Annotated in this window: 20 protein-coding genes; 9 read left to right on the forward strand and 11 right to left on the reverse strand. The window is 42.1% G+C overall.

Translation table 11 applies throughout. The features are described from left to right. The 3 genes from RG47T_RS26595 to RG47T_RS04325 form a co-directional block, all read left to right on the forward strand. The coding region (locus RG47T_RS26595) for an MBL fold metallo-hydrolase RNA specificity domain-containing protein (protein WP_354524409.1) at positions 1-543 on the forward strand (543 nt) is incomplete at its 5' end. Beyond that, a complete protein-coding gene (locus RG47T_RS25935; protein WP_171972469.1) occupies positions 543-707 on the forward strand; it encodes a C1orf53 family protein in 165 nt (54 codons plus the stop codon). The genes RG47T_RS26595 and RG47T_RS25935, both read left to right, overlap by 1 nt. A gap of 32 nt (positions 708-739) precedes the next feature. Next, positions 740-1,186 (forward strand): MarR family winged helix-turn-helix transcriptional regulator, encoded by a 447-nt coding sequence (locus RG47T_RS04325; RefSeq protein ID WP_074488288.1) that lies wholly within the window; start codon positions 740-742, stop codon positions 1,184-1,186. A 1-nt stretch (position 1,187) separates the two neighbouring features. Here the strand turns inward: RG47T_RS04325 and RG47T_RS04330 are convergent, their stop codons facing one another. Together RG47T_RS04330 and RG47T_RS04335 are read right to left on the reverse strand one after the other, a co-directional pair. Next, positions 1,188-1,895, reverse strand: a complete 708-nt coding sequence (locus RG47T_RS04330; protein WP_074488289.1) for a ZIP family metal transporter — start codon at positions 1,893-1,895, stop codon at positions 1,188-1,190. Further along, a complete protein-coding gene (locus RG47T_RS04335) occupies positions 1,892-2,464 on the reverse strand; it encodes a phosphatase PAP2 family protein (RefSeq protein ID WP_074488290.1) in 573 nt (190 codons plus the stop codon). The genes RG47T_RS04330 and RG47T_RS04335 overlap by 4 nt, the downstream gene beginning before the upstream one ends. Positions 2,465-2,578: 114 nt before the next feature. Between RG47T_RS04335 and glmM the strand changes: the two genes are divergently transcribed. From glmM to RG47T_RS04350, 3 genes are all read left to right on the forward strand, one after another. Beyond that, positions 2,579-3,967 carry a phosphoglucosamine mutase gene (glmM, locus tag RG47T_RS04340; protein ID WP_074493127.1) on the forward strand — a complete coding sequence of 463 codons (1,389 nt, stop codon included), beginning with the start codon at positions 2,579-2,581 and terminating at the stop codon, positions 3,965-3,967. Between the two features lie 102 nt (positions 3,968-4,069). Beyond that, entirely contained in the window at positions 4,070-5,206 is a 1,137-nt protein-coding gene (locus RG47T_RS04345; protein ID WP_074488291.1) for a cysteine desulfurase family protein, read from the forward strand. Positions 5,207-5,330: 124 nt separating this feature from the next. Then, positions 5,331-5,876, forward strand: a complete 546-nt coding sequence (locus RG47T_RS04350) for a hypothetical protein (RefSeq protein ID WP_074488292.1) — start codon at positions 5,331-5,333, stop codon at positions 5,874-5,876. A gap of 262 nt (positions 5,877-6,138) precedes the next feature. On the opposite strand, the gene accD is transcribed toward RG47T_RS04350, so the two are convergent. Further along, complete coding sequence (accD, locus tag RG47T_RS04355; RefSeq protein ID WP_074488293.1) at positions 6,139-6,984, reverse strand: acetyl-CoA carboxylase, carboxyltransferase subunit beta; 846 nt, start codon at positions 6,982-6,984, stop codon at positions 6,139-6,141. A gap of 202 nt (positions 6,985-7,186) precedes the next feature. On the opposite strand from accD, the gene fbaA reads away from it, so the two are divergent. Together fbaA and RG47T_RS04365 are read left to right on the forward strand one after the other, a co-directional pair. Next, positions 7,187-8,266, forward strand: coding sequence for a class II fructose-bisphosphate aldolase (gene fbaA, locus RG47T_RS04360; RefSeq protein ID WP_074488294.1), 1,080 nt, complete (start codon positions 7,187-7,189; stop codon positions 8,264-8,266). A 73-nt stretch (positions 8,267-8,339) separates the two neighbouring features. Continuing rightward, positions 8,340-8,768 (forward strand): GNAT family N-acetyltransferase, encoded by a 429-nt coding sequence (locus RG47T_RS04365; RefSeq protein WP_074488295.1) that lies wholly within the window; start codon positions 8,340-8,342, stop codon positions 8,766-8,768. 175 nt (positions 8,769-8,943) lie between these two features. On the opposite strand, the gene RG47T_RS04370 is transcribed toward RG47T_RS04365, so the two are convergent. The 5 genes from RG47T_RS04370 to RG47T_RS04385 form a co-directional block, all read right to left on the reverse strand. Beyond that, a complete protein-coding gene (locus RG47T_RS04370) occupies positions 8,944-10,269 on the reverse strand; it encodes an NAD(P)/FAD-dependent oxidoreductase (protein ID WP_074488296.1) in 1,326 nt (441 codons plus the stop codon). A gap of 97 nt (positions 10,270-10,366) precedes the next feature. Further along, positions 10,367-13,342 (reverse strand): protein translocase subunit SecDF, encoded by a 2,976-nt coding sequence (gene secDF / locus RG47T_RS04375; RefSeq protein WP_074488297.1) that lies wholly within the window; start codon positions 13,340-13,342, stop codon positions 10,367-10,369. Between the two features lie 114 nt (positions 13,343-13,456). Continuing rightward, the gene (locus tag RG47T_RS04380) at positions 13,457-13,945 is read right to left on the reverse strand and encodes a dihydrofolate reductase (RefSeq protein ID WP_074488298.1); all 489 of its coding nucleotides are present in this window, start codon (positions 13,943-13,945) and stop codon (positions 13,457-13,459) included. Beyond that, positions 13,942-14,088 carry a hypothetical protein gene (locus RG47T_RS25940; RefSeq protein WP_171972470.1) on the reverse strand — a complete coding sequence of 49 codons (147 nt, stop codon included), beginning with the start codon at positions 14,086-14,088 and terminating at the stop codon, positions 13,942-13,944. The genes RG47T_RS04380 and RG47T_RS25940 overlap by 4 nt, the downstream gene beginning before the upstream one ends. 166 nt (positions 14,089-14,254) lie before the next feature. After that, positions 14,255-15,049 carry a thymidylate synthase gene (locus RG47T_RS04385; protein WP_074488299.1) on the reverse strand — a complete coding sequence of 265 codons (795 nt, stop codon included), beginning with the start codon at positions 15,047-15,049 and terminating at the stop codon, positions 14,255-14,257. Between the two features lie 148 nt (positions 15,050-15,197). On the opposite strand from RG47T_RS04385, the gene ispE reads away from it, so the two are divergent. Next, a complete protein-coding gene (gene ispE / locus RG47T_RS04390; RefSeq protein ID WP_317041617.1) occupies positions 15,198-16,019 on the forward strand; it encodes a 4-(cytidine 5'-diphospho)-2-C-methyl-D-erythritol kinase in 822 nt (273 codons plus the stop codon). On the opposite strand, the gene RG47T_RS04395 is transcribed toward ispE, so the two are convergent. From RG47T_RS04395 to RG47T_RS04405, 3 genes are all read right to left on the reverse strand, one after another. Beyond that, on the reverse strand, positions 16,016-16,903 hold the full coding sequence (locus RG47T_RS04395) for an NAD(P)-dependent oxidoreductase (protein WP_074488300.1): 888 nt from the start codon (positions 16,901-16,903) through the stop codon (positions 16,016-16,018). The genes ispE and RG47T_RS04395 overlap by 4 nt on opposite strands. Before the next feature lie 23 nt (positions 16,904-16,926). After that, a complete protein-coding gene (locus RG47T_RS04400) occupies positions 16,927-17,214 on the reverse strand; it encodes a hypothetical protein (RefSeq protein ID WP_074488301.1) in 288 nt (95 codons plus the stop codon). A 706-nt stretch (positions 17,215-17,920) separates the two neighbouring features. After that, complete coding sequence (locus RG47T_RS04405; RefSeq protein WP_074488302.1) at positions 17,921-18,826, reverse strand: DMT family transporter; 906 nt, start codon at positions 18,824-18,826, stop codon at positions 17,921-17,923.

Consider the following 18,826-nt stretch of genomic DNA (forward strand, 5'->3'; position numbering starts at 1 on the left):
GATGTATTGATTACCGAAAGCACTTTTGCCGATCCTGCCGTTTTACACCCCAACCCGGTAGAGGAGATCAAAAAACTAAATAATATTAAGATCAATATTCTGCTTGGCGCCTACGGCCTGGGCAAAAGCCAGCGGTTAATCACATTAATTAATGAGCATGCACCCAATAAGAAGATCCTGGTGCACCATAAAATAATGCCCCTTAATGCTATCTATGAGCGAATGGGTTATAAATTAGGTGCTTACCAAATGTACGGGCGCAAGCTGATGAAAAATCAGGAAGAGTTTGTTTACATTGTGCCACCGTTTACCTTTGATAGTTATATACGCGCAACCGGCGTTAAAAGGCTGTTTGCATCCGGCTGGAAAAACTTACAGGTAAACCAGCAGGATACCTTGTTTATATCAGACCATGCCGACTGGAACGATATTCTTGAAGCTGTAAAACAAGTACAGCCGCAACAATTGTGGACTTTACATGGTGATGGAAAACACCTTAAAAATTACTATAAGAATGATATTTTTGTAAAAATTTTAAACTGATGCTACAGGAAAATATAGATTATTACATCAACGAAGATGGTAATTTTGTATTTACCCGCGAATATCATTTAAAAAGAGGATATTGTTGTAAAAACAAATGCCTGCATTGCCCCTGGAACTACGGCCGCGAGGAGCAATCTGATAAACAGGCAGAAAACAAGTAAACATATTTAGCCGTTTTTTCTTTAAGGAGAGTATGCAGATAGATGAAGAGATACAAGGTAAGTTTGAGGATGATTACCACCGTGCGGTAGTTAACCTTAGCTATACCTATGGGTGGCTTAACAATCTTTTACGCTACCAGTTTGAGCAGTATAACCTAACCAGCCAGCAATTTAATATACTGCGCATTTTGCGCGGCCAATACCCCAATCCGGCAACGGTGAACCTGTTGAAAGAGCGTATGCTCGATAAAATGTCTGATGCATCCCGTATTGTAGATCGGTTGGTACAAAAAGGGCTGGTATCGCGCTGCACTAATAATAAAGACCGCCGTTCGGTAGATATCCGGATTAGTGACGAAGGCCTGTCTACGCTTTGCAAAATGGACAAAGAAGTTAAAACGAGCGACATTGTAAAAGATAATCTTACCGAAGCCGAAGCTGCCTTATTAAGCAGTTTGCTGGATAAAATGCGGGGCTAAATTACAGCTCATTCATAAAACCGCCTAGGGCAATACCAACGCCTAGCAACACGGCTATCATTTTACGCTTGTTAAATTTATGATCGGGCCCGGCCTCAAATAGTATTGTGGTTGAAATATGCAGGAATATACCGATTACTACACCCATTATCCGGTTAAAATAGTGCTGCAGATTACCCACACCGCCGGTGCTTAAAGCCTGGCTAAAATAATAACCCGCCGGGGCCATTACTGCAAACAGGGTAATATAAAATATGGTAGATCCTTTACTTTGATGGTTGCGTAACAAAACCGTACCCAGTGCAAAGGCTGCCGGTATATGGTGCAGGGCAATGCCAAACACTAGCTGATTTTGTTGTCCCTGTGCCAGGGGCATCCCCTCTAAAAAGCCGTGCAGGCACAAGCTGAAAATGATACTCAGCGGAAACGACGGTTCGCCGTGTACATGCATATGCCCATGCTCAATACCGTCAGAAAATTGCTCTAAAACGATCTGGAACAAGAAGCCCACTAAAATAAATACACCTACCAGGTTATCATTACCGCGGTAAGCATCTGGTATTAAGTGTAAAACGGTTATAGCAAACAAATAAGCCCCGCTAAAGGATAGTATCAGCCTTAGCTGTTTATGGTTATCACCCTTAAATAAAAAAACGGCTAAGCCCCCTAAAAAGGCGGCAAAAAATAATAAGAGCGATTTCCAGATCATGACAAATAAAATGCAGGTTGAAGCCTTTTGTTTAGCAGTGCGAATAATATTCCTATTAGTGAGCCATAAAGCGCACCTGCGGTAACATCAATAGGGTAGTGCACGCCTACATAAACCTGGGCAAAGCTAATAAGTGCAGCCCACAATATTGCCCAAAACCAAATCCAATGCCATTTTTTACAAAAAACCAATATAAGGAACAATGCCATCGAGAAATGATCGGTAGCATGGGTGGATGGGAAACTGTAGCCTGTACCGCAGCCAACGGGGTTAATAACCGTTTGTGCGATAGCCGGATCGTTACAAGGGCGAACCCGCTTTACCGCGTTTTTTATCAATGTAGCGCTGGTAAAATCGGCAGTACCAACTGTCGCTATTAATAACAGGATAATTATTACACCTTGCTTTTTGTACTTCCATACGGTAAAACCGAGTATAAACGCATATAAGGGAATCCAGAATTTGGGATTACGCAACCAGGGCATTATCCAGTCAAAAAACGGATTGCTGAGATCTTGATTGATGAAATGGAACAAATACCGGTCGAGCTGTAACAAATATTCGGGCATGTAATTTTAACGGGTGTGCAAATATAGCCATTATCTGTGGGGTGTAAAACAGTTGTTATCGACTACTTATATCACCCAATTATTGTATTTTTGCCGGGAACTAAAAATAGCGTTTTGACACTAATAAAATCGATTTCAGGAATACGCGGAACAATTGGCGGCAAGGTGGGAGAAGGTTTAACCCCGTTGGATATTGTAAAGTTTACGTCGGCATTCGGCGCGTGGGCTGTAAAAAGATCGGGCTTAAAAAAGATTGTTGTAGGCCGCGATGCCCGTATTTCTGGTAGCATGGTAAATAACCTGGTTATTGGTACATTACAAGGTTTAGGTATCGATGTAATTGATTTAGGCTTGTCTACCACGCCAACTGTTGAAGTTGCTGTACCGGCCGAGCAAGCTGCCGGTGGTATAATTATTACAGCCAGCCATAACCCTAAACAATGGAACGCCCTGAAACTGTTAAATGCCGATGGCGAATTTATTAATGATGCCGATGGCAAAGCAGTATTGGAAATAGCCGATAACAGCGATTTTAATTATGCAGATGTAAACGATTTGGGCACAGTTACCTTAGATGATACTTACCTGCAAAAACATATAGATGCCATACTGGCCCTGCCTTTGGTTGATAAGGAAGCCATTGCTAAGGCTGATTTTAAGATAGTTATTGATTGTGTTAACTCTACAGGAGGCATATTTGTACCGGCCCTGTTAAAGGCACTGGGCGTACAAACTGTACATGAGCTTTATTGTGAACCGGATGGCCAGTTTCCGCACAACCCGGAGCCGCTGCCGGAGAACCTGAGAGCCTTATCGAAGGAGGTAGTGAGCAAAAAGGCCAATTTAGGCATAGCTGTAGATCCTGACGTAGACCGCCTTTGCTTTGTGGCCGAGGATGGCAATATGTTTGGCGAAGAGTATACCCTGGTTACTATTGCAGACTATGTGCTGAAAAATAAGGTGGGTAACACGGTATCAAATCTGTCGTCAACCCGTGCGCTGCGCGATGTTACGGAGAAGGCAGGTGGTATATACGAAGCTGCCGCAGTAGGTGAGGTGAACGTGGTTAACAAAATGAAAGAGACCAATGCTGTTATTGGTGGCGAAGGTAATGGCGGAGTAATTTATCCCGAGCTGCACTACGGCCGTGATGCCCTGGTTGGTATCGCTTTGTTTTTAACACACCTGGCTAAGTTTGGTAAGTCGGTATCGGTTTTGCGTAGCACCTATCCAAGCTACTTTATCTCTAAAAATAAGATCACTTTAACACCAGAGATGGATATAGATGCCCTGTTGTTAAAGGTAGAAGAGAAATACAAAAAACAGCCTCATAGCACAATTGACGGGTTGAAAATAGAATTTGATAAAGAATGGGTGCATTTAAGGCGCTCAAACACCGAGCCTATTATTCGCATCTACTCTGAGGGTAACTCTGAGCAGATAGCCAATAGCCTTGCCAATAAGATAATTGACGATATTAAAGAAATATTACAAATCCGTTAGTATTCATAGTTCATGGTTGATAGTTCATAGTAAGAGCTATTTGACTATGAACAATGATCTATTAACAATGAACTTAAGCAATAACAAATCAACAAATTAAACATGCGTGTTTATTTAGACAATGCCGCTACTACTCCGATGGATCCGGAGGTACTGAAGGAAATGTATAAAGTGATGGAGAACCATTTTGGTAACCCCTCGTCTATACACGCTCACGGGCGCGAGGCCCGGTCGTTGCTGGAGAAAGCACGCCGTACGGTTGCTACACTGCTGCATGCTTCGCCTGCTGAGATTTTCTTTACCTCTGGCGGTACCGAGGCCGATAATATGGCTATCCGTTGCGGCATAATGGATTATGGCCTTAAACACGCTATAACAAGCCGCCTGGAGCATCATGCCGTACTGCATACCTTAGAGGCTATGGAAAAGGCCGGTTTAATTAAATTGAGCTTTGTTGATGTAACCCAAACAGGTGAAATTGACTACAAGCACCTCGAAAAACTTTTGCAGGATAATGAGCGTAGCCTGGTATCTATTATGCATGCCAATAATGAATTAGGCACGCTAAATAATATTGAACTGATAGGAGACCTTTGTGAGCAATATAACGCCATTTATCATTGCGATACTGTGCAGACTGCCGGGCACTATCCGCACGACCTGAGCAAGCTTAAAGTGCATTTTATGGTATGCTCTGCCCACAAGCTGCATGGCCCTAAAGGGGTAGGCTTTTTGTATGTGAGCCACAAGGTTAAAATTAACCCCATGATATATGGTGGCGCGCAAGAGCGTAACATGCGTGGCGGTACAGAAAATATATACGGCATTGCCGGTCTGGCTAAAGCGCTCGAGATGGCTTATGCCGACATGGAAGAACATCAGAACCACATCCAGGGTTTAAAAACCTACATGATGGAGCGTTTGAAAGCACAGGTAGCAGGCATTCACTTCAATGGTGAAACAGACCCGGCAAAGAGTTTATATACCGTACTCAATGTATCATTTCCCGAAATGGAGATGGCCGATATGTTGTTATTTAACCTGGACATTTCAGGTATTTCGGCTTCTGGCGGTAGTGCATGCAGTTCGGGTACTAACATTGGCTCGCATGTGTTAACGGCTATTGGCGCTAACCCCGACAGGCCTGCGGTGCGTTTCTCCTTCTCTAAAAACACCACCAAAGAAGAGATTGATTATACCGTAAATAAGGTACGCGAAATTTGCCTGGTAAACGCTTAGGATAAGCAGACAATTTAAAATACACAAAAGCACAGCCTGTAAAGCGCTGTGCTTTTTTTTGTTTAATTTAAAAAACAATAGTACTATCGGCAGGGTTTAATAAATAAACCAAAACAACAATATTATGGCAGCTTTTAATGACACAATCCTTAACGAAAAGGATAATCAGTATAGAACTGACGAGATAAATTACGGACGTTTTCAAAGTGTGGCCACGCCAGACCCGGATGATGATCTGGCAGATGACGATGCTGATATGGATACCGATGTTGATCTGGATGAGGATGATACCGAGTTTGATGATGAAAATCTGGACGATGTTGACCTGGATGAAGACGATCTGATTGATGATAACGCCGATTATGACCGTATAGCGGCTGTTACCAATAGTGACGAAGACGTTGATCCGGATGAGCCGGATTTCCATCCGAATGAAACGCCGGAAGAGGATGATGCCAGCAGCGAAGACGTAAGATATCCTGAGGAAACACCAATCCGCCCCGATCAGGCAGAAAGTGATACTTCATACAGCGAACAGAATGACGTTACGCCACCCACACCGCATGAGTTTCCATCAGTAGGCCATGCCAAAACCGATTTCGAAAGTCGCCCGCATGGACGTACCACCGGCCGTATGACCGGGCACGAGCCAGGTACAGAGGGTATATAAGAACTTTGCTCAAGTCGTGAGATTTAGGCTTAAAGTAAAAAGGCTTCCCGAGTAATCAGGAAGCCTTTTTGTATTATTTAGTTGCGAGTTACGAGTGAGTTAATTAGCGAGTAAAAAAAACTCTCCAGCCTTCACGCCGAACTTGTTTCGGCATCCCACAGGACAGGTCGGCGAGTTATATATCGTATACTTAGCACGTGGGATGCCGAAACAAGTTCGGCATGACGGAGCTTGGTATCACTGTTCAACCACTTACTAATACTTAGTTTTTCATCATCTTCAAAAACGAAGTCAGTTTTTCTTTCATCTCCCTACGGTCAACAATAAAATCAAGGAAACCGTGTTCCTGCACAAATTCTGCCGTTTGGAAACCCTTTGGTAAATCTTTCTTAATCGTTTCTTTGATAACCCGTGGGCCTGCAAAACCGATCAATGAACCAGGTTCGGCAATGTTAATATCGCCCAGCATTGCATAAGAAGCCGTTACACCACCGGTTGTAGGGTCGGTTAATAAAGAGATATAAGGGATCTTTGCCTGCGCCAGTAAAGCTAGTTTGGCTGATGTTTTTGCCATCTGCATTAACGAGAAAGCAGCCTCCATCATACGTGCACCGCCCGACTTAGAAATCATTAAAAACGGCACTTTATTTTTGATGCTATAATCGATAGAACGGGCAATTTTTTCGCCCACAACAGACCCCATTGAACCGCCGATGAAGTTGAAATCCATACAGGCAATCATAATTTCCTGCCCGCCAATTTTACCATGCGCTGCGCGGATTGCATCATTTAATCCGGTTTTAGCTATCGTATCTGTTAGTCTGTCTGTGTATTTTTTAGTGTCTACGAAGTGCAGTGGGTCGCCTGATCGTAGGTCTGCAAATAGCTCGGTAAACTCATTGTCATCAAACAAAACAGAGAAATATTCTGCCGATCCTATGCGTAAATGATAGCCGCAATAGTGGCATACGTATTGGTTTTCAACCTGTTCTGAGTAGTGTAATGGTTTTTTGCAATTGGGGCATTTGTTCCAGATACCATCCGGAGCTTCCTTCTTTTCTTCAGTAGTAGTTATTATTCCTTTTGATTCACGTTTAAACCACGCCATGTATCTTGCCTTTTAGTAGTAACTGCAAAGAAACAAAAAAATTAACTCACTTAATTGTTTGATATACTGCCTAATTTAAAATTTAGTATACATAAATAGTATACTTTATGTGGCATAGTGTATTTCGTACGGTATAAAATCAAGACAACTAATCGCTTAATAAATAATTTTTATAACTTCGGCGTCAACAAATAAAATTGTAATGGACTTAAAGAATTATAAAGGAGTACTGCACGGCGATCAGGTGCAGGAGCTTTTCGAAGCGGCCAAAAAGCATCAGTTTGCATTGCCAGCTGTTAACGTTATCAGCACAAATTCTGTTAACGCTGTATTAGAAACGGCAAAAGCGGTTAACTCGCCCGTTATTATTCAATTGTCAAATGGTGGCGCTCAATTTTACGCCGGTAAATCATTAGATAATTCAAAACTTCAGGCTTGTATTTTAGGTGCTGTTTCTGCTGCTAAACACGTACACTTATTAGCAGAGCATTATGGTGTTGCTGTGATTTTACACACAGACCATGCTGCTATGAAGTTTTTACCATGGATTGATGGTTTGTTGACTTACGGAGAGCAACACTTTGCCGAAACCGGTAAACCTTTGTTTTCATCACACATGCTGGATCTTTCTGAAGAGCCGATTGAAGAAAACATCGAAATTTCTGCTAAATTCTTTGAGCGCATGGCCAAAATGGGCATGACTATCGAAATTGAATTGGGTGTAACAGGTGGCGAAGAAGACGGTGTTGATAACAGCGATGTTGACAGCTCTCGTTTATATACCCAGCCAGAAGAAGTTGCTTATGCTTATGAGCACTTATCAAAAGTAAGCCCTCGTTTTACTATTGCTGCTGCCTTTGGTAACGTACACGGTGTATACAAACCGGGTAACGTAAAATTACAACCAGTAATTCTGCACAACTCACAAGAGTTTTTGAAGAAAAAACATAACCTTACTGCCGAGAAACCAATCAACTTCGTATTCCACGGTGGTTCTGGTTCATCTCAGGAAGAGATCCGCGAAGCTATTTCATACGGTGCTATCAAAATGAACATTGATACCGATATGCAATGGGCTTTCTGGGAAGGTATTAAAGATTACTACAAAGCAAAAGAAGGATACTTACAAAGCCAGATCGGTAGCCCGGATGGTGATGATTCTCCAAACAAAAAATACTACGATCCGCGCGTATGGTTACGTAAAGGTGAAGAAACTTTTGTAAAACGCTTAACAGAAGCATTTACAGATTTGAATTGCTTAGACGTGAACAGCAAATTGTAATTTCTGTAAAAGAAACCTATACAGAGCGCCAATGCAATTGCATTGGCGCTTTTTTTATGATTAATTTGTAGCAATGAGCAAGGAAATAATAGCAAGAAAGATTACCGGGCAGGTTGATATGGAGAAGGCTTTTGCGGTACGTAAACAAGTGTTTGTAACTGGCCAAATGGTGCCCATTGAACTGGAAATGGAGAACAATGATGTTTCCACTCATTTTCTGGCAACTGTTGATGGTGAACCTGCTGGGGCAGCCCGTTGGCGTAAAACAGAGAATGGTTATAAGCTGGAGCGTTTCGCAGTATTAGAGATCTATAGAGGATTAGGCGTTGCACAGGCAATAGTAAATGCTGTGTTGAACGATCTGCCTGCGGATGCATCTATTGTGTATCTCAATTCGCAATTGCAAGCTGTGGGCTTATATGAGAAGTTTGGTTTCGTGATATCAGGGCCTGAGTTTGAAGAGGCGGGGATTAAGCATTATAAGATGGTGCTGAGGAAATAGTTTAATTTCGGATGTTCGATTTCGGAATTAAATGAAAACCGTCATGCCGAATTTATTTCGGCACCCCACACGCTAAGTATACGACATACAAATCGCCGACCTGTCCCGTGGGGTGCTGAAACAAGTTCAGCATGACGTAAACGGTATTTATTCATTCTATCATTCAATCATTGATTTATCCGTCTGATTTCGGCAAAGCAACAGTTTCGCCAGTGGGTTGAGGCACAGCTTCACGTTCGTATCTGCGGATTATAAGGCGTGTACCGCCATTGTAATTCACGTAGTTGATAATCCAGTTTACAAACACTACAACTTTGTTTCTAAAGCCTAAAAGCGAGATGAGGTGTACAAACATCCACACCAACCAGGCAAAAAATCCCTGAAACTTGATTTTACCCAAATCTGCTACAGCTTTGTTACGGCCTACAGTTGCTAATGATCCTTTATCATTGTACTTAAATGGTTTAGTAGGTTTACTGTTCACCAAATTGCCAATGTTTTCGCCCACGTTCTGGCCCATTTGTATGGCAACTTGGGCAACACCCGGGTGGCCTTTAGGGGTTTCGTCGGTTATCATGGCAGCAACATCGCCTATGGCAAATACATTTGTGGTGCCTGCAACCACGCAAATATCATTGGTGCGGATGCGGTTACCACGTTCCAGGTTATCTTTTGATATCCCTTCTGGTACAACACCCATTACACCCGCCGACCAGATTACGTTTTTAGTGCGTATTTCGCGGCCATCTGCAAACTTTATGGTTTTGCCATCATAACTCTCCACCTTTACATTCAACTCCACCTTGACGCCCATTTTAACCAGGAAATCTTTGGCAGCTGCGGAGGCTTCATCAGAGAAGGGGCCTAAAACTTTTGGCAAAAAATCGACCAGGTAAACCTGCATATGAGATTTATTCAGTTCGGGATAATCTTTATCCAGTACGTGGTTTCTCAATTCGGCCAAAGCACCAGCCAGTTCCACACCAGTAGGGCCGGCGCCAACTAATACAAAGTTTAAATATTCTTCGCGTTCTTCATCTGTCTTAGCTAAAACGGCTTCTTCCAGATTTTGTAAAATCAGATAGCGCAGGTTAAGCGCTTCGGGGATACTTTTCATTGGCATGGCAAAATGCTCAATGTCTTTATTTCCGAAGAAGTTGGTGGTAGACCCTGTAGCTATTACCAGGTAGTCGTAAGTTATATCGCCAATGGTGGTATCAAGTGTGTTTGTTGCTAAATCAACACCGCTAACCTCGGCTATGCGGAAGGTGAAATTCTTTTGCCCCTCAAAGTTTTTACGGATGGCAAAGGCAATAGACTCCGATTCAAGGCTACCGGTTGCAACCTGATATAGTAGGGGTTGAAATACGTGATAGTTATGCTTATCCAGCATAACCACCTCTACCGGTTGGTTTGCAAGCTTACGGGCAACTTCCATACCGCCGAAACCGCCGCCTACAATTACTACTTTTGGGAATTTTGATTGATCTGCTGAAGCCATAACTTAATATTAAGTATAAGGTTGTTTTGTGTATTGGTATAACAAAAAAGGCTCCAAATGTTCTTTGGAGCCTTTTAATTACATTGAAATTATTATCTTATTTCAGGTGCTTTCTTCCAAAGTCTACGATAACTGGTGTTGCCACACAGATCGACGAATAAGTACCGAAGCAAACCCCGATTAATAATGCGAATGAGAAACCGCGGATAACATCGCCACCGAAGATGAACAATACCACCAGTACGAAGATTACCGTTAATGCAGTAATAATGGTACGGCTTAATGTACTGTTGATAGCGCGGTTGATAACCACTTTTTGGTCTTCGCCTTTGCCTTTGTTTTGATCTAAAAACTCACGGATACGGTCAAATACAACCACTGTATCATTGATCGAGTAACCAATTACTGTCAGGATGGCAGCGATAAAGTTTTGATCAATATCTAACGAGAACGGTAAGTAACCATAGAACAACGAGAAGAACGATAGTACCAGCAAGGCATCATGCGCTGTTGCAATCATGGCACCCAAGCTAAACTGCCATCTGCGGAAACGGATCAGGATATAAACCGAGATCACCAGGATAGCGAAGATCACCGTCCAGATAGCCGAAGTTTTGATACTGTTGGCAATGGTAGGGCCAACCTTTTGCTGGCTTACTATCTGGAATTTAGGGTTAACCTTGCTCAGCGAGCTGCGCAGGGTAGCCTCAACTTTACCATCACCAGATGTGCTGTTATCATCAATCATATAGTCGGTAGTGATACCAACCTGGCCTTTATTATCTACATAAGTTTTAAGGATGGTTTTACCCTCACCAAAAGTTTCGGTTAAGGCACTACGCACACCTTCTATGTTTACTTCCTTATCAAAGCGTACTACATATGAGCGGCCTCCGCGGAAATCGACACCGTAGCTAAAACCACGTGTAAACATAGAGATAATACCTGCAAAGATGAAAATACCAGAGAATGCATAAAACCTGAAACGGTTTTTAACAAACGCATAGTTGGCGCCTTTAAAGGTATGTGAGCTCCAAGGGTTAGAGAATTTAATATCCCAGCCTTTACCTAACATCCATTCGAAGATCAAACGAGAGATCAGTAATGAGCAGAATAATGAAGTAACGATACCGATCATCAAGGTAGTAGCAAAACCTTGTACAGGGCCGGTACCGAAAATGAACAGGATTAAACCGGTTATGAATGTACTGATGTTTGAATCGAGGATTGACGATAAAGCATGCTTGAAACCATCTTCGATACTTAAACGAAGCGATTTACCCAGTGCCATCTCTTCACGCACACGTTCGTAGATCAGTACGTTGGCATCCACCGAGATACCTAATATCAACACGATACCTGCAACACCCGGAAGGGTTAATACAGCACCGATGTTGGTTAGTACACCCATCAGGAAAAATACGTTGATGAATACTGCAACCACAGCTACAGTGCCCGCACGGTTGTAGTAAACGATCATAAATACCAATACAACCACTAAACCGATCACACATGACATTAAACCGTCATGGATGGCCTCGGCACCTAATGATGCACCCACCACATCTTCTGCAACGATACGTGCAGGAGCAGGTAAACGGCCGGCTTTTAATATGTTGGCTAAATCTTTAGTTTCTTCCTGAGTGAAGTTACCGGAGATTGAAGAACGGCCGCCCGAAATCTCATTGCTTACACGAGGAGCAGAAACAACGTTATCATCTAATACAATAGCGATAGAGCGATTGTCGTTAGGGTCATTAGCATTACCGGCAGCAGCAGCGGTGATTTCTCTCCACTTGGTTGCACCTTCAGAACTCATGTCCATGGTAACTTCAAAACCACCTTGCGATTGGTTTACGTCTGCATTAGCATCGGTAATAACATCACCTGTTAAAACAGGGCCGTTACCAGCGCCGGAAAGCTTGATCGCATATAATTCAAACACTTTCGATTTTTCGATAGGCTTAACGCTCCATAAAAATTTAAGGTTTGGCGGGATGATGGCTTTAACTTCCGGTAAACGGAAGAAATCATCAATTTTAGCAGTATCTTTTTGAGCCGCACGGCCAACAACCGGGCCCGGGCCATATTGGGCCTGCCCGTTTTGACCCTGGTAAATAGAAGGTGCTAATACCGCGAATAAAGGATTTTCGGCAAGGGCCTGAGTTTTACCCAGTGCGCTGGTATCTTTAGTAGTGCTCTTCTGTACCTTACTTAGTAATGACCCACCTTTGGTAGAATCTTTCTTAGCATCGGTACCTGCTAAGGCAGCAGTCTTAGCAGTGTCTTTTGCAGCAGGTGCTTTAATTTTAGCAGCTAATAAGCTGTTAACGTTGGTAAGCAACGGAGCAATTTCAGCATTTTCGCCGGTTTCGTAAAACTCCAGTTTGGCAGATCCTTGTAACAACTTGCGCACACGGTCTTTTTCAGTTACGCCAGGTAGCTCAACCAAAATACGGTTGGTGCCTTCCTGTAATTGAATGTTTGGAGCAGTTACACCAAATTTATCGATACGGGTGGTAAGGATATTGTATGATTGCGTAACGGCAGTGCTAGCCTGATCTTTCAAATAAGATTCAACTTCGCTGTTACTGGAATTAAACTTAATGTGCTCCTGATTTTCTTTGGTAGCAAAAATAGGAGCCAGTTTACCGTCCGGACTGATCTTTTTGTACTCATTCATGAAAAGCGAAATGTAGTTTTCAGGACTGGTATGTGAATCAATCTCGGCTTTAGAAAGCGCCTGTTTAAAGGCAGGATCCTGATTGTTGTCTGATAATGATTTGATCAGTTCACCTAGCGAAATTTGCATGGTAACGTTCATACCACCTTTAAGGTCGAGACCCAAGGCTAACTCACGATCTTTACAATATTGATAGGTGTGTTTCAACAACGGGTAAACCGGTTGTGATGAAATCGAATCTAAATACGCCTTTTCTTTTTCTGTGTTGCCCTTAGCATAATCCTTGGCGTCGCTTTCCACCTTACGGGTTACCCACGTAAAAGATAGCTGGTACAAGCATACGATGGCCAGCAATATGGCGAAAAACTTAATAACCCCTTTACCTTGCATTGTGTATTAAATATGTATAATTAATTAGTTTATAAGCATTTTTAACAAGACGGCAAATCTAATAATATTTTTTTACCGTAAAATTTTAATTGAAACAAAAAAACCGCTATGACGTTATTGGCGCTCAAGTGTAATAAAAGAAAAGGGGATTGTATTTTTATCATCGGCCTCAAAATCCTCCTGTGCGGTTGTTTGCCATTCTTTTTCATCAATAACCGGGAAAAAGCTGTCGGCCTCGAAATCTTTTTTAACAATGGTTAAATAGATGCGATTGGTTAAATGCATAGCCTGGCGGTAAATTTCGGCCCCGCCTACTATAAAAACCTCAGCTTCATCAGCGCATAAAGCCAGCGCATCCTCTATAGAAGCTACCACTTCACAACCCTCAATGGTAATGTTTTGCCTTGTTACAATAATGTTGCGGCGCTTAGGCAGCGGCTTACCTACAGAATCATAGGTTTTGCGACCCATGATGACGGTATGGCCGGTGGTAATGTCCTTAAAATGTTTTAAATCGCGGGGGAGGTTCCATAGCAATTGATTGTTTTTCCCGATAGCGTGATTTTGTGCTATAGCTACCACTATAGTGATGTACTGACTCATTTAGCTAATTTTTTAAACAGCTCGTTATTTTCTTCAATAATCTTTCTGATATTCTCTTTAGTCTTTTCCTGAAATGAATTTAAATCACTTGGGAGAATATCTCTTTCTTCTTTTGATTGAGCTTTCACTTTCGGTTTAGCCATTTCCAAAGATAATAAAGTAAAGGACTTTGTGTGGTAAAGCGCAATGATTACTCCATGTTGTCATTGCGAGGAACGAAGCAATCTCGTAGCTATACAGATCTGATATGCTTACGACGAGATTGCCACGCTATCGATCGCAATGACAAAATGGTGAATGTCGTTGTTTCTATACCGCCACCGCTCCTTTAATATGCGGCCACGGATCATAGTTCTCCAATTCAAAATCCTCAAACTTAAAACCGAAAATATCTTTAACATCAGGATTGATCTTCATGGTTGGCAGTGGGCGGAGCTCGCGGCTTAGTTGTAGTTTTACCTGGTCGAGGTGGTTGTTGTAGATGTGTGCATCGCCAAACGTGTGGATAAAGTCACCGGGCTGCAAGTCGCATACCTGGGCTACCATCATAGTGAGCAGGGCGTAAGATGCTATATTAAAAGGCACACCTAAAAAAATATCGGCACTGCGCTGGTATAATTGGCAGGATAGCTTACCATCTGCTACATAAAACTGAAACAGGCTATGGCAAGGCGGGAGGGCCATGCCGTCGATATCTGCCACGTTCCAGGCCGAAACCATGATTCGTCGAGAATCAGGGTTTTTCTTGATGGTATTAATGATGTTAGCGATCTGATCGATGTGCCCGCCATCCGGCGTAGGCCACGATCGCCATTGGTAACCATAAACGGGGCCCAGGTTGCCATCGGCATCGGCCCATTCGTCCCAGATGCGTACGCCGTTATCTTTTAAATATTTGATATTGGTATCACCGGTTAAAAACCAGATGAGCTCGTGGATGATCGATTTAAGGTGTAGCTTTTTGGTGGTAACCAGCGGAAAGCCATCCTGCAGGTTAAATCGCATCTGGTAGCCAAACACGCTAATTGTTCCTGTGCCTGTCCTGTCGTGTTTTTGTGTGCCGGTATCTAGCACATGCTGCATCAGATCGAGATATTGTTTCATCTTTGTGGTTATTGGGTTATTAGGTTATTGAGTTGTTAAGTGCCAGGCTATTTGCATAACCAATAATTTAGTAACTCAATAACCAATAACCAAACGCAAAGAAAAATAATCTAAATTTGGCATCCTACAGTTGTGCATAATATAACGCATGGCTGTTAATAAGTTTATGATTGTTTTCCCTAACGCTAAAATCAACATTGGCTTAAATATTACGGCCAAACGCCCTGATGGTTACCATAATTTGGAGACTGTTTTTTATCCTGTAAAAATCAATGATGCATTAGAGGCAATTATAGCCCCTCAGTTAAGTTTTGCATCTTCGGGAATAACTATACCGGGCGACATTGAAAACAATCTCTGTATTAAGGCTTATGAGTTCGTTAAAACAGATCATGACCTTCCGCCGTTAAAAATTCACTTGCATAAACATATTCCGATAGGTGCAGGCCTGGGCGGAGGGTCGGCAGATGCTGCTTTTTTTATTAAGTTATTAGATCAGCAGTTCGAACTTAACCTTACCGTCGAAGCTATGCAAAACTATTGCAGACAGCTTGGAGCAGACTGTGCTTTCTTTATTGAGAACAAACCCGTATATGCTTTTGATAAAGGCGACCAGTTTGAATCCATAGAACTAGACCTTAGCAAATATGTGATTGTGCTGGTGATGCCGCCTTTGCATGTTTCATCTGCTGATGCTTTTAGGGGAATAAAGCCTGAGTTGTCTACGGTGTCGTTAAAAGAACTGATCAAATTGCCGTTAGCCGAGTGGAAGGAACATATCAAAAATGATTTCGAAAAATCAGTGATCGGCAAGTTTCCTTTAATTGGCGAGGTTAAGCAATCGCTTTACGAGGCAGGAGCTTTATATGCCAGCATGAGCGGGAGCGGGGCTTCGGTATTTGGAATTTTTGAAACACTACCCTCGTTGCAACATCTAGAAGCAAAGGGCAGTGTATTTTATAATGTTTAAATTCCGGCGTCGTCAGTAACGCCGCGGCTTATGGCTTCGGCCCAGTCGCGCTCGGTCCAGCCTTTGGCCAGTGCAGTGAGCAGGCGGTTATGTACCACGTTGGCTATAGGCATAGGCGTTTGGCTTTGCTGTGAAAGTTTAAAAACCAGGCTTGCATCTTTGTAACCCAGCTGACTGGTGAAACCCACCGTTTCGTATTTTTTATCGGCTATGGTTTTGCCATAGTTTTTAAAGATGGGCGCATTAAATAACGTGCTGCCAAAAAAGTCTGCAACCTTGGTGCGGTCTACCCCAAATTTTTCTGCAAGGGTATAAGCCTCTGCCATCATCTCCATCGATGCTAAGATCATAAAGTTACCGGTTAGCTTAACCACATTGGCTGCGCTGGTATGGTCACCAAAATCTACTACGCCCTGGCTAATGGTTTCGAGCAATGGCTTGGCGGCTTCCTTAATTTTAGCATCGCCAGATATGCATACCCATAACATTTTTGCTGCGGCTGCTTCCGGCCGGCCAAAAACAGGAGAGGCCAGGTAGTGGTTGCCCGATTGTTGGTGGAGTTCAGCCAGCTCATCAGCAGTGTCAGGAGCAACAGTGCTCATCGAAATATGGATGGCATCTTTTGGAAGGGTTTTTAAAATGCCCTCATCGCCGGTAACAGTTTCTGTAAGTACAGCATCGTTGGCCAAAACGCTAACCAAAAAATTTACCCCGGCGGCTGCTTCGGCAGGCGACTGGCATTTGGTGATGGAAGCCTGGTCGAGCTCATCAGCTTTGGAGATGGTACGGTTATAAACCTGCAGGTGGTAACCGGCAGCTATCAGGTTTTTGGCAATAGGTGTACCCAGGTTACCGAGGCCTATAAATCCAATGGTGGTTTTCATAGTGTATATATAATATAGGATGTTTAGCTAATATAGTCGCGGTCTTCATCGCTCAAGGTGCCAGCCGGTGGGCGGATGTCCGAGCCCTCATCTTTATCATAGTCATAATCGGCAATACGTTTTACCTTGCGGGGCCTGCCAACCAGTATGCCTAAAATAAATGCCACAACAGAAAATAGGGTAAGCATTACAACCTTCGGCATAAATACATCGGTAAACAGAATGGTAAATTTTACCTGGTCTGTATTTTGCATAATAACGATGGTGAGTAAAACTGTTACAACAATGATTAGTATGGTTGATATTCTCATGAATCTTATAATTACTTCAGACACTAATATGCGCTTTTTTTCTAACCTGTAAAAATGGCTTTTGTTAGCAATCGCGTCTCTTTATAAAAGAGGGTACAGTATAGGCTAATTTTATTATGCTTGGCATGGTTATGGTATTATTGCTTTGTAATTAAATAGAGCGTTGCTTTGTTTACCGTTCAAATGCTTGCAATGCGCAACTTTATTTCTGCTTTGAACTTTTTTATCGCACTCCTAAAGCGATTGTTCATTACACTATTAGCAATCGTAATTCTCAAACTTTAAAAAATAAAAATGCTTTAAGTATTGTATTTTAAGTATCTGATATATAGTAAATAATGTATTTTATTTTAGTCTTATTATGCGTTATGCTAAAAATATTAGTCAGTATGTGTTTTGATAATAAATACTATTTAAACTATTACTTTTTTATTTTATAATTATATATCTGATTATTAATTAATTAAGTATAAGTCACATTAAAATTATTTAAATTTTAATGTGACTTATACGACAAAAAAATGAAGTTTATATAACATTATAAAAATTCGATAGATTCATAATAATACACTAAGCCTTAATTTTTTAAAATGATGAATTTTTAAGTGGTCGCTTTATTAAGCCACGATTAACAGTTATAAAAAATGGCCATTAACAATAGGTTAACGACCAGTTAAATAGAAAGTGTACTGATTTGAGGATCGAATTAACGAGAACGGTACTTGCCGATTTGCTTTTGAGCCAATGGAAACAAGAAGATGGTGGATAGAATAATGATAGCCCCGATCCAGAAACCGGTGGTCATGAGCTTCATTTCACCAAAGAACATGAACGACATAATGATGCCATAAACAGGTTCGAGGTTGGTGATAAGCGCTACCCGGAAGGCAGAGAATTCGCGCATTACAGCTACCCCGGCAACGTAGGCCAGCGAGGTGCAAACGGTACCTAATATTAGCAGGTAGCCAAGATCTGAGTTGCTGGGTAGGGTGAAGTTATTAAACCCTCCGGTGGCTAGCATGAATAAACTGATCCAGCAGAAGGCTCCTAAAAGTTCATAAAAGGCAATGATGGGTGCTTCGAGTTTTTGTACGTGTTTGCTGTTAAGGATAGAAAAAAGGCTGGCAAAAACTGCGCTGGCCAGGCCCATAATGATACCCTTAGTGTAGTGGGTTTCAAATTTGAAAACCAAAACAATGCCGGTAATAATAAGTAAGCCGGCTGCTACTTCCAGTTTTGAAGTTTTCTTTTTATTAAATATGGGTTCAAATATGGCAGTGAATAAGGTGATGGAAGACAGGCAAACCAACGATATAGATACGGTAGAAGCCTTGATAGAACCAAAGAATAAAATCCAGTGACCACCTACCAGGGCACCTGTACATACCAGTTTGACAACCGTACTACGATCGACTTTAAAGGCTGTTTTATTGAATTTGAAGTACAGAAAAAGGGTAGAGAAGGCAATGAGTACGCGGTACCAAACAAGGTCTATAGCGGTGATATGAATAAGTTTACCGAGTATGCCGGTAAACCCCCATATAAAAACTGTAAAGTGAAGAATAAGCAGGTTTTTATTGATACCTGCATTTTTTTGTACTGGTGAGGACAT

It is taken from the genome of Mucilaginibacter polytrichastri (assembly GCF_001911425.1).
Classification (GTDB): Bacteria; Bacteroidota; Bacteroidia; order Sphingobacteriales; family Sphingobacteriaceae; genus Mucilaginibacter; species Mucilaginibacter polytrichastri.

Bases quoted from the DNA above. Each gene is read 5' to 3' on its own strand.
- RG47T_RS25935 (WP_171972469.1), top strand. From the start codon at position 543: ATGCTACAGGAAAATATAGATTATTACATCAACGAAGATGGTAATTTT.
- RG47T_RS04325 (WP_074488288.1), top strand. From the start codon at position 740: ATGCAGATAGATGAAGAGATACAAGGTAAGTTTGAGGATGATTACCAC.
- RG47T_RS04330 (WP_074488289.1), bottom strand. From the start codon at position 1,895: ATGATCTGGAAATCGCTCTTATTATTTTTTGCCGCCTTTTTAGGGGGC.
- RG47T_RS04335 (WP_074488290.1), bottom strand. From the start codon at position 2,464: ATGCCCGAATATTTGTTACAGCTCGACCGGTATTTGTTCCATTTCATC.
- RG47T_RS04345 (WP_074488291.1), top strand. From the start codon at position 4,070: ATGCGTGTTTATTTAGACAATGCCGCTACTACTCCGATGGATCCGGAG.
- RG47T_RS04350 (WP_074488292.1), top strand. From the start codon at position 5,331: ATGGCAGCTTTTAATGACACAATCCTTAACGAAAAGGATAATCAGTAT.
- accD (WP_074488293.1), bottom strand. From the start codon at position 6,984: ATGGCGTGGTTTAAACGTGAATCAAAAGGAATAATAACTACTACTGAA.
- fbaA (WP_074488294.1), top strand. From the start codon at position 7,187: ATGGACTTAAAGAATTATAAAGGAGTACTGCACGGCGATCAGGTGCAG.
- RG47T_RS04365 (WP_074488295.1), top strand. From the start codon at position 8,340: ATGAGCAAGGAAATAATAGCAAGAAAGATTACCGGGCAGGTTGATATG.
- RG47T_RS04370 (WP_074488296.1), bottom strand. From the start codon at position 10,269: ATGGCTTCAGCAGATCAATCAAAATTCCCAAAAGTAGTAATTGTAGGC.
- secDF (WP_074488297.1), bottom strand. From the start codon at position 13,342: ATGCAAGGTAAAGGGGTTATTAAGTTTTTCGCCATATTGCTGGCCATC.
- RG47T_RS04380 (WP_074488298.1), bottom strand. From the start codon at position 13,945: ATGAGTCAGTACATCACTATAGTGGTAGCTATAGCACAAAATCACGCT.
- RG47T_RS25940 (WP_171972470.1), bottom strand. From the start codon at position 14,088: ATGGCTAAACCGAAAGTGAAAGCTCAATCAAAAGAAGAAAGAGATATT.
- RG47T_RS04385 (WP_074488299.1), bottom strand. From the start codon at position 15,049: ATGAAACAATATCTCGATCTGATGCAGCATGTGCTAGATACCGGCACA.
- ispE (WP_317041617.1), top strand. From the start codon at position 15,198: ATGGCTGTTAATAAGTTTATGATTGTTTTCCCTAACGCTAAAATCAAC.
- RG47T_RS04395 (WP_074488300.1), bottom strand. From the start codon at position 16,903: ATGAAAACCACCATTGGATTTATAGGCCTCGGTAACCTGGGTACACCT.
- RG47T_RS04400 (WP_074488301.1), bottom strand. From the start codon at position 17,214: ATGAGAATATCAACCATACTAATCATTGTTGTAACAGTTTTACTCACC.
- RG47T_RS04405 (WP_074488302.1), bottom strand. From the start codon at position 18,826: ATGTCCTCACCAGTACAAAAAAATGCAGGTATCAATAAAAACCTGCTT.